Genomic DNA, 11,884 nt, shown 5'->3' with positions numbered 1-11,884 from the left:
CAGGAGATGCATGTGTTTTACGATATCAATATTGGTTTGTCCGGGGTCGTTATTGTCCTGCTTTTGCTGACATTTAACGCTGTCAGAATATTGCGTGAATATCAGCGCGGCGTTATTTTTACCTTGGGGCGGTTTACGGCTGTCAAAGGGCCTGGGTTGGTATTTGTGATTCCGGGCATACAGCAGATGGTGCGGGTCGATCTGCGCGTGGTGACCATGGACGTGCCTAGCCAGGATGTGATTTCTCGCGACAATGTTTCGGTCAAGGTCAACGCGGTCCTGTATTTTCGGGTGGTTGCTCCCGAAAAAGCCATCATTCAGGTCGAGCACTATCTGGAGGCAACCAGCCAGCTTGCCCAAACCACCTTGCGAGCCGTATTGGGCAAGCACGAGCTCGATGAGATGTTGTCCGAGCGCGAGAAGTTGAATCTGGATGTCCAGCAAATACTGGATGCCCAAACCGATTCCTGGGGCATTAAAGTGACGAATGTGGAAATCAAGCACATCGACTTGAATGAAAACATGATCCGGGCCATAGCCCGTCAGGCTGAAGCCGAGCGTGAGCGACGCGCCAAGGTGATCCATGCCGAGGGTGAAAAGCAGGCCGCCCAGGCCTTGATGGAAGCGGCCGAAATCCTGGCGCAGCAACCTTCTGCCATGCAGTTGCGTTACTTGCAGACCTTGACCCAGGTCGCGGGCGATAAAAGCTCGACGATTGTTTTCCCTATCCCCGTCGACATATTGACCACCCTGTTGAAAAAGGTGGCCAACCCTTCAGGACTCGGCGGGCTCGGTCAGTAGCTGCCCGATCACGGCACCCACCCGGATGTCATCCAGTTTGCCGAAGTGGTGCAGGCGGATATAACCGGCTTTGTCGATCAGGATCAAGGTGGGTGTGCCTTCCATGCTGTAAGCGCGCATCGTAAGAGGAATCAGCCCGTCCGGACCCGCCTGGTCGATGCCGATGGGAAAACCCAGGCGATATTCGTGTGCGAAGGCTTCCAGCGCCACGGGAGTCATGGCGGCATGGTGCTCGAATACGGTGTGCAGCCCGATCACGGCGACTTTGTCCTGCGGGAAAGCCTGATATATGGCCTTGGCTTGGGGGATGCCATGGGATACGCACGCCGGGCACAGCATCTGGAAGGCATGCAGCACCGTCACCTTGCCGCGCAAGGAGTCCAGTGTAATCGGCGATGAGGCGTTCAGCCACTGGCTTACAGACCAGGACGGTGCGGCTTGCAACAAAGGGTTCATAAGAAAAAAACTCCTCAATAAGAGCTACGGTATGATTCGAAAAACGCTACAAGCCCATCGGGCTTTCCATTATTATTTAGTATGTTCAATACTTTAACTTAAAGGACGGCAACATGATGCTATGGTCCCATGCCGGGCCCGCCGTGTTGGCTGCTTTTCTGGCTTCGCTGGTCGAGTTCGTGGAAGCGCTCACCATTGTGCTGGCGGTGGGCACGGTTAGAGGCTGGCGCTCGGCACTCACCGGTGTGGCCGGCGGCGTGCTGCTGTTGGCCATTATGATTGCCGTTTTTGGTCCGCTGTTGGGCCATATTCCCATTCGGTTTTTACAACTGGGCATCGGCGTGCTATTGCTGCTTTTCGGCATGCGCTGGTTGCGCAAAGCCATACTGCGTGCGGCCGGGCTTATCCGATTGCACGATGAGCAGGCAGCCTTTAATTCCGAGACCGCCCAATTGCGTTCGGTCAGCGCAGACGCGACGCGGCAGCTTGATCCGCTGGCCGTGGCCACTGCCTTCAAGGCGGTTTTGCTCGAAGGCATTGAAGTGGTATTTATCGTTATCGCGGTAGGCGCCGCCGGCAATACGCTGGTTCCGGCCAGCATCGGTGCGGCGTTGGCTGGCGTGCTGGTTATTGCCTTGGGCTTCGTACTGCAAAAACCGCTCGCTCGCGTTCCTGAAAACACGCTCAAGTTCGCCGTCGGCATACTGATTACGGCTTTCGGGGTTTTTTGGGTGGGCGAAGGGCTAGGCCTGATCTGGCCTGGCGAAGACCTGGCTATCGTGGTGTTGGCGGGGGGGCTGCTTATCGCGTCGGTTGCAGCTGTCAACCTCGCCCGTGCCCGACTTGATTCCATGGGCGGTGCGTAATGGAAGGCCTGGTTCAATTTCTACGGAAGCTTGGCCGGTTGTTCGTCGATGATGGCAGTCTCGCCGTGGCGCTGATTCTCTGGTGCGTGGGGGCCGGCCTGGTGTTGCCGCGGTTCGCCGCTCAAAGCAGCTGGAGTGCGCCTCTATTTGCCTTGGGGTGTTTGCTTATTCTGTTGGTCAATGTGGCCGTGTCGGTGGCGAGACACCGAAAATAACAGAATGGTTAATCGGCTTGGCCGATAAACCCGAACTCGACCGGCATCTTCGAATAAAACAGATGCAAGCCCGGCTCATCATTCAGGCGTTTTAGAATTGACTCGCATTCGGCAACGGACACCACCATGGTGATCTCAACAGGCTGGTCTGCAAGCTCGAAGAAGCGGGCCGAATGACGGTGATGATCGCTTCCGATGCCTTCCTGGGCTGTGGACATGGTTGCCCCGCGAATACCCATGGATTGCGTCAGGTCCATGAGCCATTGATGCAACGATTTGGAATCATGGCTTCGGTTTTGCTGCGTAAAGAAAGTCAGTTGATAGCCAGTCATGGAGAACACTCCGTATGTTTAGCTCTGAGCCACGGTTTGCACAAGAACGATGCCCAGCAAGGTCAGGCCGATCGATCCCACCACATGCAGGCCTATTTCAAGAGCAGCGCTGGCCAGTTCGCGGCTTTGAATCAGGCTGCCCACTTCGAGCGAGAAGGTTGAAAATGTGGTCAGGCCGCCCATAAACCCTGTGATGATGGCCAGGCGCCATTCGGGCGCAAGGCCGCCGTGATTTCTGAAGAATTCGGCGGCGACACCTATTAACAGGCCGCCGATCAAATTTGCCGCCAAGGTGCCTAGCGGCAAGGTTGGCCAAAGATGGTTCAAACTCATTCCCAGCACCCAGCGCAGCAAAGCGCCCAGGGCTGCACCGATGGAGATGACGACGATAGCGGTGAGTGCCATGGCTTAGCCTTGCGTGCGGAAAGGATGCATGGTGCGCGAGCCGGGGAGGGTAGGAGATATGAACGGCATATTTATCATGGGGGCCAGATACGCAACTAAAAACATGAGCCTGGACGAAACCGTATGCCTGGGCCTACAGCGTTCAGGAACGTGTAGGCATCATTAGCGGGCGAGTGCCGGCGGTTAAAGGAGGAATGCCATCTCCGCGGCAAGTGTAGCAAGCACGCGGGCAGGGTGCAATTCAGATTGCGACAGGCATGTAGCGACAGGCCTTGTGCCTGTCATCCGGGTATTAACACCCATTGCCGTTCGCTGTTGTAGCCCCACCCCTTTGCGAGTGGCATACAGCCACATGCACCAGCAAATCTTTCTTGCACTTCATATGGTTCATATCATGGACTAGTAACAACCCTTATTCTTCAGTATTTTTGTTGTTTAAATGAAAGCATTGCCATAAGATAAAAAACATAGGTTAGGTTTGGTTCATATAGTGGGACGATTCTAAAGCAATCCACTCATACCAATTTATCTTTGCGCAGTTTGCCCACTAGGGCCGAAAGCACCTGTTTGTCTAATGTCCCACAAGGACGCAAAGAGGTGAACGGATGTCAATACAGGCGGCCATGAGTCAAAAGCCATTGCTGCCTATTCAAGGATTTTCGCCATGAGCAGCAGGGTCTTGTCGGTTGCCGACTGGGATGTCGACGATTTTCAATTACATATCGAAGCCGGCGCCAGTATTTGGGATGGAGTGCATCAGGCGTTGAAAAATGCCGGCATCCGGTTCGCACAGCTTGAGTTTTTACCCGGACCGCTCGATGTAGCGGTTTATCACACGGCACCGCCCGAACAATCAGGTAAAACGCTTGTGAAGTACGGAGCAGGCATCCACCTTGGCCGGGCTCTCCTGTTTTCAGCAAACGCTATTTACGGCGCCGGTTTCAATGGCTCGCCTTTGCTGCATTGTCACGGTTTCCTGGTTGACGCAAACGATGCGATGCATGGCGGCCATCTGGATGTTGTCAATTGCATTGCGGGCGCGGCGGGCTTGAGCGTGCAAGTCGGCGCTACGCCCAATATCGGCTTTGCGGCCGATCTGGATCGCACCTCGAACATGCATATATTCCATCCGGTCAGACGCGAAGGGCTAAGTCATGGAATCTAGGCTGATCGGAGGCCGCTTCGGCCGTGTGCTTGCTGCCCGGTTGCTATGCAATGATGACTTGGTCGAAAGCATCGAAGAACTATGCGTTCGGCACGATGTCAAAAACGCCATTGTGAAAGGGGCGCTTGGAAGTCTGTTTCGCACGCAGCTTGAGCAGACCGCGGGAGACACGCCTCGGACGATCGAGGTGGAAGGTTTTGCCGTAGAGCTGCTGTCGTTGTCGGGAAACGTGTCTACGCATCAGAACTCGCCAGCCCCGGTCGCGAATCTGTTTGGCATCGTCGCCGACAACCAGGGCCATGTTTTCGCAGGCAAATTTGTTCGCGGATCATCCCCTACCTGCATCACTATCGAGATGACGGTGCAGGAGTGGCTGCCCGACTAGAGCATTTTTGGTCAACCTGTATACGGCACGGGATGTTTGGGTATTTGTCGGTTGGGTATTTGAAGACGCCGTCTATGGGGGCCGGGGCGGGGCCGGCGGCCTGCGGCGTCTTAACAGAACGACTCCACCCTAAACGATTACCCCACCCAAAACGGCGCAAAAAAGCGCGACGCGAAACGCGTTCAGTTCCATAAACGCTTCAACCGAAAATGCTCTAGCGTCCTAATGAAAGAACAGCACCAGGGCGCCGACCACCCAGCAATAAATCGCGAATGGCCGCATGGCATTGATCTCGTTGCGCTTGAACCAGCTCATCAAAATACAGACGCTTAGATAGGCCACGATGCCGGCCACAACGCCGCCGACTACAGCAGTCTGAAAAGTGGCCGCATCGGCTTGATGCGCAAGTTTAGGGATTTCCAGTACGCTCGCGCCGACAATAATCGGGGTGGCCAGCAGCATCGAAAAACGGGCCGCGGCGCCGTGGCTCAGGCCAGCCCAGAATCCAGCGACCATGCTGGCGCCCGAGCGTGAAAAACCAGGAATCAGCGCGAGCGATTGCGCAAACCCCACGCCCAGAGCCTGGGGAATGCTCAGCTCGGCCAATTCCTTGGTCCCGCGATGGCGCGCCTTTTCACCAATGTACAAGATGAACCCGTTGATGATAAGAAAGGTTGCGGCAAAGGCGACGTTGGCGAATATGCCTTTGAGCATTTTTTCGAAGATAAATCCCAGCGCTGCTGCCGGCACCGTTCCAACGACCACCAGCAGCAGTTCGCGACGCGCCATCAGGTCTTTACCGCCAAGCAGGCTGCGTGCATAGGCGATCCAGTCTTTGCGAAAATACAGCAGCAGTGCAACGGCGGTGCCAAGATGCAGGAGCACAACAACGGGCAGGAAATGCACCTTGAGAAACTCCGGAGTCAACGTCCAGCCGAAGGCCCACGGGGTCAGCACGGCGTGAGCCACGCTGGAAATGGGAAAAAGCTCGCTAATGCCTTGTACGATGGCAAGGAGGATGGTTTGAAGAAGGGTCATGGATGGAACCAATTATTACGTTGCGGGATTGTACCGATTCATTATGTCCATGACATTACAATGCGAGGAAATCCTGGGCATGTTTCAGAAAAAGCTTCAGGGATGCCGTTTCATGGTCTCTGGCTGACGCCAAAACGATTTTCGATTTTGTGTCCGCATCTTCGATTTTTTTTAACTCTACCCCCGGTGGCTTGGTGTACGAGTAGGTGCTTGGCACGATAGAAACCCCCAGCCCGGCGGCGACAAGTGCCAGCGTCGTGCTGTTTTCACGGACTTCCTGGACGATGTGCGGCGAAAATCCTGCCCGGGCAGTGATGGCCGTGATGTGTTCGAACAGGCCGCAGCCCAGCGCTTGCGGAAACAAAATAAAGTCTTCCTGAGCAAGGTTGCCAAGTTTGACTCCTATATTTTCTGTGGCAACGGGGTGGTTCTTGGCAACCGCAAGCCTAAGTTCATCATGCCAGAGATCAAGCGCTTCGATGGAGGGCGGTGCGTGAAAATCGAGTGATGGCCTTAAGAATCCGACATCGATTTGTTTTTCGCCCAGCGCGACAAGCTGCTCTCCGGTCGATAGATGTAATAAATCCATTTCGATGCCTGGGTACGCAGTACGGAAGCTTTGAATCAGCCGCGGAAATTCTTCAAAAATAGGCACTGAAGCGGTAAAAGCTATTCTCAACTTGCCCGCTCTGCCGTCCGAGGACCAGGCACATAGCTCCTTTGCCGCAGCATATTGTTTAAGGATGGCGGTCGCCTGTTCGTAAAACAGCGATCCTGCATGGGTTAATTCAACTGAGCGGCGGGTACGGTCAAACAGCAAAACGCCCAGATTTTCCTCCAACAACTTTATTTGTTGACTGAGCGGCGGCTGGCTAATGTGCAGCCTTTGTGCCGCGCGGCTGAAGCTAAGTTCTTGCGCTACGGCCACAAAGTAATTGAGCTGTCTGAAATCCATAGTTAGTCGAAAAACATATAAATATGAGGTTGAAATAGTATTTGACCATATAAGTACCTGGCTCCAAACTTATCGGATCAATGCATCAATATGAGGAGGTCAATCCATGAAACGATCCAAGCTGCTCGCAGCTCTTATAGTCACCGCGGCAGCCGTAATTGGCGTTACGTCTCCTCAAACTGTTCTGGCGTCGAGCTACCCTGAGCTTTATACGGTGTCCAATGCCGTTGCCGGGAACACCTGCGGAATTTGGCGCCTTTTTGAATAAAGAAACCACGGTCCTGACACAGGTCATCAAAGCGGCCGGCATCAAAGCTGACTGAGTGTGTCTGCGGTGAAGTATTTGGGATGAGTTGATGAATCAGAAAAATGCTCTTATTGTTAGCGCCCATTCCGCCGATTTTGTTTGGCGGGCGGGCGGTACGATTGCTTTGTACGTTGAACGCGGGTGGAAGGTGCATATTCTTTGCCTATCTTTCGGCGAGCGCGGAGAATCGGCCAAGTTGTGGAAGCAGGGGAACATGTCCCTCGAAACGGTGAAGCAGGCGCGCAAAGAGGAATCCGAGGGAGCTGCTGAAATACTGGGCGCCAGCGTGTCTTTTCTTGACTGTGGCGATTATCCGTTGCGCGTGGGCGACGACTCTTTATTCAAGATCGTTGACGCTTATCGCGAATTGAATCCGGAATTTGTTTTGACGCATTCATTCAAGGATCCCTATAACTTCGATCATCCTTTAGCGAACCACCTGGCGCTGGAAGCACGGATCATCGCGCAAGCGCATGGCCATAATCCGGGCCAATCGGTTATTGGGGCTCCTCCGGTTTTTTTGTTTGAACCCCATCAACCGGAGCAGTGTGAATGGAAGCCTGAGCTGTTTTTGGATATTTCACCTGTCTGGGAAAAAAAGTACAACGCTTTCCAGGTGATGGGTGCACAAGAACACTTGTGGGACTATTACACTCGCGTTGGCTTGCAGCGAGGTGTGCAGGCGTCTCGCAATTCCAATAAAAAAATCAAATATGCGGAATGTTTCCAGTGTGTTTATCCGCGCGTTGCCGATGATCTGCTCTAGTGTGAGCAGCCAGCAGCGGGCGAGACTTGCCTTTAGAGGCGCTAATTGAACAAGAGGCCCAAGCATGATCAACAGTACGTTTAGCCGGGTGACAAAAGAACAGATTGCCGGAGTCGGGCAAATAGCTTCTTCGATCCTGGCCGATGTGGCAAACCGGCGGGGAGGCCTCGATGGCCGAATCAAACCTTTGGCGCCGACGATGCGGGTTTGCGGATCGGCATTCACGGTTGAAGTGCGGCCTGGCGATAATTTGATGATTCATGCCGCGTTGGCTCTGGCACAACCCGGCGATGTTATTGTTGTCGATGGTAAAGCCAACACCACCTCCGCACTCATGGGTGAATTGATGTGCGCGCACGCCAAGGCGGCGGGCGTGGCCGGCGTTGTCATTGATGGAGCGGTGCGCGATGTAGCGGAATTAATGTCGGGTAAATTTCCGGTATTTGCGTGCGCATCCAATCCAAACGGTCCGACAAAACGAAATGGCGGCCGCATTGGGTATCCGATATCGGCCGGCGGCGTCGCTGTAGAGCCGGGGGATATCATCGTGGGTGATGCGGATGGTGTGGTGGTTATTGCCAAGGCAAGCGTGGAACAAGTTTTGGCCGATGCGCAAAAAAAGATCGACGTCGAACGCAAACGCTTGCTGGATATCTCCGAGGGCCGGTTGATATACAGCTGGCTGGAAGGCTCTTTGAAAGACATTGGCGCATTGCCGGTCGACAAAAGCCTTGAACAATTGATGGCTGAGTTTTCTGGTAAATAGGCGGAGGTGGCAGTCACAAGGGCTACCGCTAAACGTGCCTGTGGCGTATGGCACCCACAAGGGGTGCCGCTACATGATTCACCGATAGGTTCTGTAGCGGCACCCCTTGTGGGTGCCATTCCATGGCCGCAGATCGACCCATTTCTACTTATTGACCAATCTCGCCGGCACCGTCAAGGTAAGCAGCCCGCCCAGCAGCAAACAGGCCGCCAGCACAAACATGCCCGAGTTGGTGCTTTGGGTCAGGTCCTTGAGCCAACCGATTAGCGACGGACTGACGAACCCGGATAAATTGCCCAATGAGTTGATCAGTGCAATTCCGGCAGCTGCGGCTGTGCCGCCCAGGAACGAGGTGGGCAGGCTCCAGAACAACGGTAGCGTGGCCATGGTGCCCATGGTCGCCACGGTCAGGCATATCATGGCCAGCAGGGTATTGTGGCTGTATACCGTGCTCAACACGAGGCCGGCGCAGCCTACGAACGCCGAAATCGCTACATGCCAGCGACGTTCCAGATGCTTGTCCGAACTGCGCGCGACCAAAACCATTGCCACGGCAGCGGCGGCGTAGGGTATGGCCGATAAAATGCCGATATTCAGAGGGTCCTTCACGCCCGTTGCCTTGATGATGGTCGGCAGCCAGAAGCCCACACCGTACAAGCCCATCACAAAACAGAAATAGATAACGGCGCTTAACCAAACCTTCGGGTTGGCCAGCATCTGGCTCATCGACACGCTTTGCTTTTGGCCGGCTTCCGATTGCACTTGGGCTTCAAGCAACTGCTTTTCTTCCTCGTTCAGCCAGTGAGCATCGCGAATCCGGTCTTTCAGGTAGAAAATGATGAACAGGCCCAGCACTAGCGATGGAATCGCTTCGAGGATAAATATCCACTGCCAGCCGGCCAGCCCATAGACGTCCGACATCGAGTGCAATATCCACCCCGAAAGCAGGCCGCCGATGACGCCCGACAAGGCGACGGCAGTCAGAAACAGGGCGGTAATGTTGCCGCGGCGATGTGATGGATACCAGTAGGTCAGATACAAGATCACGCCTGGGAAAAACCCGGCTTCCGCCACGCCGAGTAAAAAACGCATCACATAGAACATTTCCGGCGTCGTAACGAAAATTGTCGCGCCCGAAATCAGCCCCCAGGTAATCATGATGCGGGCAATCCAGATTCGTGCGCCGACCTTGTGCAAAATGACATTGCTGGGCACTTCGAAGAGAAAATACCCGAGAAAGAAAATACCTGCGCCAAAGCCGTAAACCGTTTCGCTGAATTTCAGGTCGTTCAGCATTTCCAGCTTGGCAAAGCCCACATTGACGCGGTCCAGATAGGACGCCACATAGCAAAGAAACAGCAGGGGAAGCAAACGCAGGGTTACTTTGGAATAAGTCGCTTCTACGAAGGACGGATTACTGTCAACAGGCGCTGCAGTGATGCCCGGGTTATACGACATGTCTCGCTCCAGATAATTGTAGGAAACTACGCAATTTCGGTTTTATAAAAAAAGCCAAGGCGATGAGTAGCCTCTTTTCCCCCTTTGGAGACCTCCGGGAGCGGAGATCGGATTGCGAGCCGCCATTTTTATTGTGGGCTTTTACCGCGTCCACGGCACTATTTCGCCGTGCGGGATTATAGTATTGTAAGAATCCGATGCAGTCGATAATTTTTGCGGATGATGGCACCCACAAGGGGTGCCGCTACATAGATAAATGCAGTGCCACTACAATGGGCTACCGAACCTATACGGATGCATATCAATGGCACCCTCGCACGCGACCCATCATGCCCACGATCATCACGGTCATGGCCATGGCGCACATGCGCATGGCGGGGCTCACCATCATCAGATCGATCCCAATAATCATGGCCGCTCCTTTGCTGTAGCCATTGCGCTGAACGCCGGCTTTGTCGCAATCGAGTTCGTCTATGGTTTCATCGCCAATTCGACTGCTCTTATGGCCGATGCCGGACATAATCTGTCGGATGTGCTGGGTCTGTTGCTGGCCTGGGGAGCGGCCATACTCGTTCGCCGTGCACCCAGCCGGCGTTTTACCTATGGCCTGCGCAGTTCTTCGATCCTGGCGGCCTTGGCCAATGCCATGTTCTTGTTGATAGCGTCGGGTGCTATTGCGTGGGAAGCGATACAGCGTCTTGCGCAGACTCCCGAAGTTGCCGGCCTGACGGTAACGGTGGTTGCCGGCATTGGAGTGATCATCAATGGCTTTTCGGCGTGGCTGTTCGTCAAGGGTAGCAAGCAAGATCTCAACATCCGGGGCGCCTATCTCCATATGGCCGCCGATGCTGCCATATCGCTGGGCGTGGCCGTGGCCGGCATCGTAATGCTGTTTACGGGTTTTAACTGGCTGGATTCGGTAGTGAGCCTTGTAGTGGTCGCGGTGATTGTGGTGGCCACCTGGGGTCTCTTGCGTGATTCTGTACAACTGGCATTAAGCGCTGTCCCGGCACATATCGACCTAGCAGACGTCGAAGCCTACTTGCGCCAATGTCCGGGCGTTACAGATGTGCACGACCTGCACATCTGGGGCATGAGCACCACCGAAAGCGCAATGACGGTTCATCTGGTGATGCCTGAGGGCTACCCCGGCGACATCTTCCTGGACACCATTATGTGTGCGGTGAAAGAGCGATTTTCTATTGGGCATAGCACGCTGCAGGTGGAGCAGGGGACGACCCGCCACGCGTGCGTCCTGCATACGAAGGCGTTTTAACGGATTCGAAGCATTTTGAAATATATTGCACTCCTGCTGCGTATGCCAAGGTACTAAACTGGCCGAGTCGGAACATGCCGCAGCTTTGGGCGACGGCAAGTTTTTTAGGCAGATTGCTTTTAACAAGGGAAAACCATGGCCTCGAAAGCTAAATCTTCGCAATCCTATGTATCGCCTTTGAACACCTCCGCTATACGAAAAGCCGCGAAAAACATGAGCGACGGCGCCGTAACGGCGGGCTATCAGGGTAATCGCAAAGAAATCGTGGCTTTGCTAAATAGCGCCCTGGCAACCGAACTCGTCTGTGTGTTGCGCTACAAAAGGCACTATTACACGGCAAACGGCCTGGTCAATATGCCGATTAAAGACGAATTCTTGCAGCATGCACTCGAAGAGCAGGGCCACGCCGATCAAATCGCCGAGCGCATCGTTCAGTTGAATGGCGAGCCCGATTTCAACCCGGCAAGCCTGGCGCAGCGCAGTCACGCCGAATACGATGACTCTGCCGACATCAAAGCCATGATCAAGGCAAACCTGATCGCCGAACGGGTCGCTATCGAATCGTACCGGCAAATGATTGAAAAAATCGGCGATACCGACCCGACGACCCGGCAAATGCTGATCGGCATTATGGCCGTCGAGGAAGAACACGCCGACGATATGCGCGATTTGCTGGGGTAGGCGCGGGCCGGC

At 54.5% G+C, this 11,884-nt stretch carries 16 protein-coding genes and 1 riboswitch; of the genes, 10 read left to right on the top strand and 6 right to left on the bottom strand.

Annotated features, from left to right (window positions below; translation table 11 throughout):
* Positions 1 to 12 precede the first annotated feature (12 nt).
* Positions 13 to 801: a slipin family protein gene (locus EDC26_RS03725; protein WP_132579908.1), complete on the top strand. Its 789-nt coding sequence runs from the start codon at positions 13 to 15 to the stop codon at positions 799 to 801.
* Here EDC26_RS03725 and EDC26_RS03720 read toward each other — a convergent pair.
* Positions 775 to 1,257 (bottom strand): peroxiredoxin family protein, encoded by a 483-nt coding sequence (locus EDC26_RS03720; RefSeq protein WP_132579907.1) that lies wholly within the window; start codon positions 1,255 to 1,257, stop codon positions 775 to 777. The two genes, EDC26_RS03725 and EDC26_RS03720, sit on opposite strands and share 27 nt — an antisense overlap.
* 113 nt (positions 1,258 to 1,370) lie before the next feature.
* Between EDC26_RS03720 and EDC26_RS03715 the strand changes: the two genes are divergently transcribed.
* Entirely contained in the window at positions 1,371 to 2,123 is a 753-nt protein-coding gene (locus EDC26_RS03715) for a COG4280 domain-containing protein (RefSeq protein WP_207915046.1), read from the top strand.
* Positions 2,123 to 2,338: a hypothetical protein gene (locus tag EDC26_RS03710; protein WP_132579906.1), complete on the top strand. Its 216-nt coding sequence runs from the start codon at positions 2,123 to 2,125 to the stop codon at positions 2,336 to 2,338. The genes EDC26_RS03715 and EDC26_RS03710 overlap by 1 nt, the downstream gene beginning before the upstream one ends.
* Positions 2,339 to 2,346: 8 nt before the next feature.
* Here the strand turns inward: EDC26_RS03710 and EDC26_RS03705 are convergent, their stop codons facing one another.
* Positions 2,347 to 2,670: a DUF190 domain-containing protein gene (locus tag EDC26_RS03705; protein WP_132579905.1), complete on the bottom strand. Its 324-nt coding sequence runs from the start codon at positions 2,668 to 2,670 to the stop codon at positions 2,347 to 2,349.
* A gap of 18 nt (positions 2,671 to 2,688) precedes the next feature.
* Positions 2,689 to 3,075, bottom strand: coding sequence for a fluoride efflux transporter CrcB (gene crcB, locus EDC26_RS03700; RefSeq protein WP_132579904.1), 387 nt, complete (start codon positions 3,073 to 3,075; stop codon positions 2,689 to 2,691).
* Between the two features lie 146 nt (positions 3,076 to 3,221).
* A riboswitch (Fluoride riboswitch) is annotated at positions 3,222 to 3,289 on the bottom strand.
* Positions 3,290 to 3,739: 450 nt separating this feature from the next.
* On the opposite strand from crcB, the gene EDC26_RS03695 reads away from it, so the two are divergent.
* Positions 3,740 to 4,240: a PPC domain-containing DNA-binding protein gene (locus EDC26_RS03695; RefSeq protein ID WP_132579903.1), complete on the top strand. Its 501-nt coding sequence runs from the start codon at positions 3,740 to 3,742 to the stop codon at positions 4,238 to 4,240.
* The gene (locus EDC26_RS03690; protein WP_132579902.1) at positions 4,230 to 4,625 is read left to right on the top strand and encodes a PPC domain-containing DNA-binding protein; all 396 of its coding nucleotides are present in this window, start codon (positions 4,230 to 4,232) and stop codon (positions 4,623 to 4,625) included. The genes EDC26_RS03695 and EDC26_RS03690 overlap by 11 nt, the downstream gene beginning before the upstream one ends.
* Positions 4,626 to 4,847: 222 nt before the next feature.
* Here the strand turns inward: EDC26_RS03690 and EDC26_RS03685 are convergent, their stop codons facing one another.
* Positions 4,848 to 5,663, bottom strand: a complete 816-nt coding sequence (locus EDC26_RS03685; RefSeq protein ID WP_132579901.1) for an undecaprenyl-diphosphate phosphatase — start codon at positions 5,661 to 5,663, stop codon at positions 4,848 to 4,850.
* A gap of 55 nt (positions 5,664 to 5,718) precedes the next feature.
* A complete protein-coding gene (locus EDC26_RS03680; RefSeq protein ID WP_132579900.1) occupies positions 5,719 to 6,618 on the bottom strand; it encodes a LysR family transcriptional regulator in 900 nt (299 codons plus the stop codon).
* A 106-nt stretch (positions 6,619 to 6,724) separates the two neighbouring features.
* On the opposite strand from EDC26_RS03680, the gene EDC26_RS20065 reads away from it, so the two are divergent.
* From EDC26_RS20065 to EDC26_RS03670, 3 genes are all read left to right on the top strand, one after another.
* Positions 6,725 to 6,886 (top strand): hypothetical protein, encoded by a 162-nt coding sequence (locus EDC26_RS20065; protein ID WP_165930901.1) that lies wholly within the window; start codon positions 6,725 to 6,727, stop codon positions 6,884 to 6,886.
* Between the two features lie 88 nt (positions 6,887 to 6,974).
* Complete coding sequence (locus EDC26_RS03675; protein ID WP_132579899.1) at positions 6,975 to 7,691, top strand: PIG-L deacetylase family protein; 717 nt, start codon at positions 6,975 to 6,977, stop codon at positions 7,689 to 7,691.
* 64 nt (positions 7,692 to 7,755) lie between these two features.
* Complete coding sequence (locus EDC26_RS03670) at positions 7,756 to 8,457, top strand: RraA family protein (protein WP_132579898.1); 702 nt, start codon at positions 7,756 to 7,758, stop codon at positions 8,455 to 8,457.
* A gap of 144 nt (positions 8,458 to 8,601) precedes the next feature.
* Here the strand turns inward: EDC26_RS03670 and EDC26_RS03665 are convergent, their stop codons facing one another.
* Positions 8,602 to 9,915, bottom strand: a complete 1,314-nt coding sequence (locus tag EDC26_RS03665) for an MFS transporter (protein ID WP_132579897.1) — start codon at positions 9,913 to 9,915, stop codon at positions 8,602 to 8,604.
* A 304-nt stretch (positions 9,916 to 10,219) separates the two neighbouring features.
* Between EDC26_RS03665 and EDC26_RS03660 the strand changes: the two genes are divergently transcribed.
* Together EDC26_RS03660 and EDC26_RS03655 are read left to right on the top strand one after the other, a co-directional pair.
* Positions 10,220 to 11,191, top strand: coding sequence for a cation diffusion facilitator family transporter (locus EDC26_RS03660; protein WP_132579896.1), 972 nt, complete (start codon positions 10,220 to 10,222; stop codon positions 11,189 to 11,191).
* A 135-nt stretch (positions 11,192 to 11,326) separates the two neighbouring features.
* Positions 11,327 to 11,872 carry a ferritin-like domain-containing protein gene (locus EDC26_RS03655; RefSeq protein WP_132579895.1) on the top strand — a complete coding sequence of 182 codons (546 nt, stop codon included), beginning with the start codon at positions 11,327 to 11,329 and terminating at the stop codon, positions 11,870 to 11,872.
* The last annotated feature ends 12 nt before the right edge of the window (positions 11,873 to 11,884 follow it).

It is taken from the genome of Paralcaligenes ureilyticus (genome assembly GCF_004346225.1).
Taxonomy (GTDB): Bacteria; Pseudomonadota; Gammaproteobacteria; order Burkholderiales; family Burkholderiaceae_B; genus Paralcaligenes; species Paralcaligenes ureilyticus.
Note: the sequence above shows the minus strand (reverse complement) of the source record. Positions and strands in the feature narration are given on the sequence as shown.

Excerpts from the sequence above, each read along its gene's own strand:
- EDC26_RS03675 (WP_132579899.1), top strand. The coding sequence starts at position 6,975 with ATGAATCAGAAAAATGCTCTTATTGTTAGCGCCCATTCCGCCGATTTT.
- EDC26_RS03690 (WP_132579902.1), top strand. The coding sequence starts at position 4,230 with ATGGAATCTAGGCTGATCGGAGGCCGCTTCGGCCGTGTGCTTGCTGCC.
- EDC26_RS03695 (WP_132579903.1), top strand. The coding sequence starts at position 3,740 with ATGAGCAGCAGGGTCTTGTCGGTTGCCGACTGGGATGTCGACGATTTT.
- EDC26_RS03660 (WP_132579896.1), top strand. The coding sequence starts at position 10,220 with ATGGCACCCTCGCACGCGACCCATCATGCCCACGATCATCACGGTCAT.
- EDC26_RS03665 (WP_132579897.1), bottom strand. The coding sequence starts at position 9,915 with ATGTCGTATAACCCGGGCATCACTGCAGCGCCTGTTGACAGTAATCCG.
- EDC26_RS03705 (WP_132579905.1), bottom strand. The coding sequence starts at position 2,670 with ATGACTGGCTATCAACTGACTTTCTTTACGCAGCAAAACCGAAGCCAT.
- EDC26_RS03720 (WP_132579907.1), bottom strand. The coding sequence starts at position 1,257 with ATGAACCCTTTGTTGCAAGCCGCACCGTCCTGGTCTGTAAGCCAGTGG.
- EDC26_RS03710 (WP_132579906.1), top strand. The coding sequence starts at position 2,123 with ATGGAAGGCCTGGTTCAATTTCTACGGAAGCTTGGCCGGTTGTTCGTC.
- EDC26_RS20065 (WP_165930901.1), top strand. The coding sequence starts at position 6,725 with ATGAAACGATCCAAGCTGCTCGCAGCTCTTATAGTCACCGCGGCAGCC.
- EDC26_RS03680 (WP_132579900.1), bottom strand. The coding sequence starts at position 6,618 with ATGGATTTCAGACAGCTCAATTACTTTGTGGCCGTAGCGCAAGAACTT.
- EDC26_RS03715 (WP_207915046.1), top strand. The coding sequence starts at position 1,371 with ATGATGCTATGGTCCCATGCCGGGCCCGCCGTGTTGGCTGCTTTTCTG.
- EDC26_RS03685 (WP_132579901.1), bottom strand. The coding sequence starts at position 5,663 with ATGACCCTTCTTCAAACCATCCTCCTTGCCATCGTACAAGGCATTAGC.
- crcB (WP_132579904.1), bottom strand. The coding sequence starts at position 3,075 with ATGGCACTCACCGCTATCGTCGTCATCTCCATCGGTGCAGCCCTGGGC.
- EDC26_RS03655 (WP_132579895.1), top strand. The coding sequence starts at position 11,327 with ATGGCCTCGAAAGCTAAATCTTCGCAATCCTATGTATCGCCTTTGAAC.
- EDC26_RS03670 (WP_132579898.1), top strand. The coding sequence starts at position 7,756 with ATGATCAACAGTACGTTTAGCCGGGTGACAAAAGAACAGATTGCCGGA.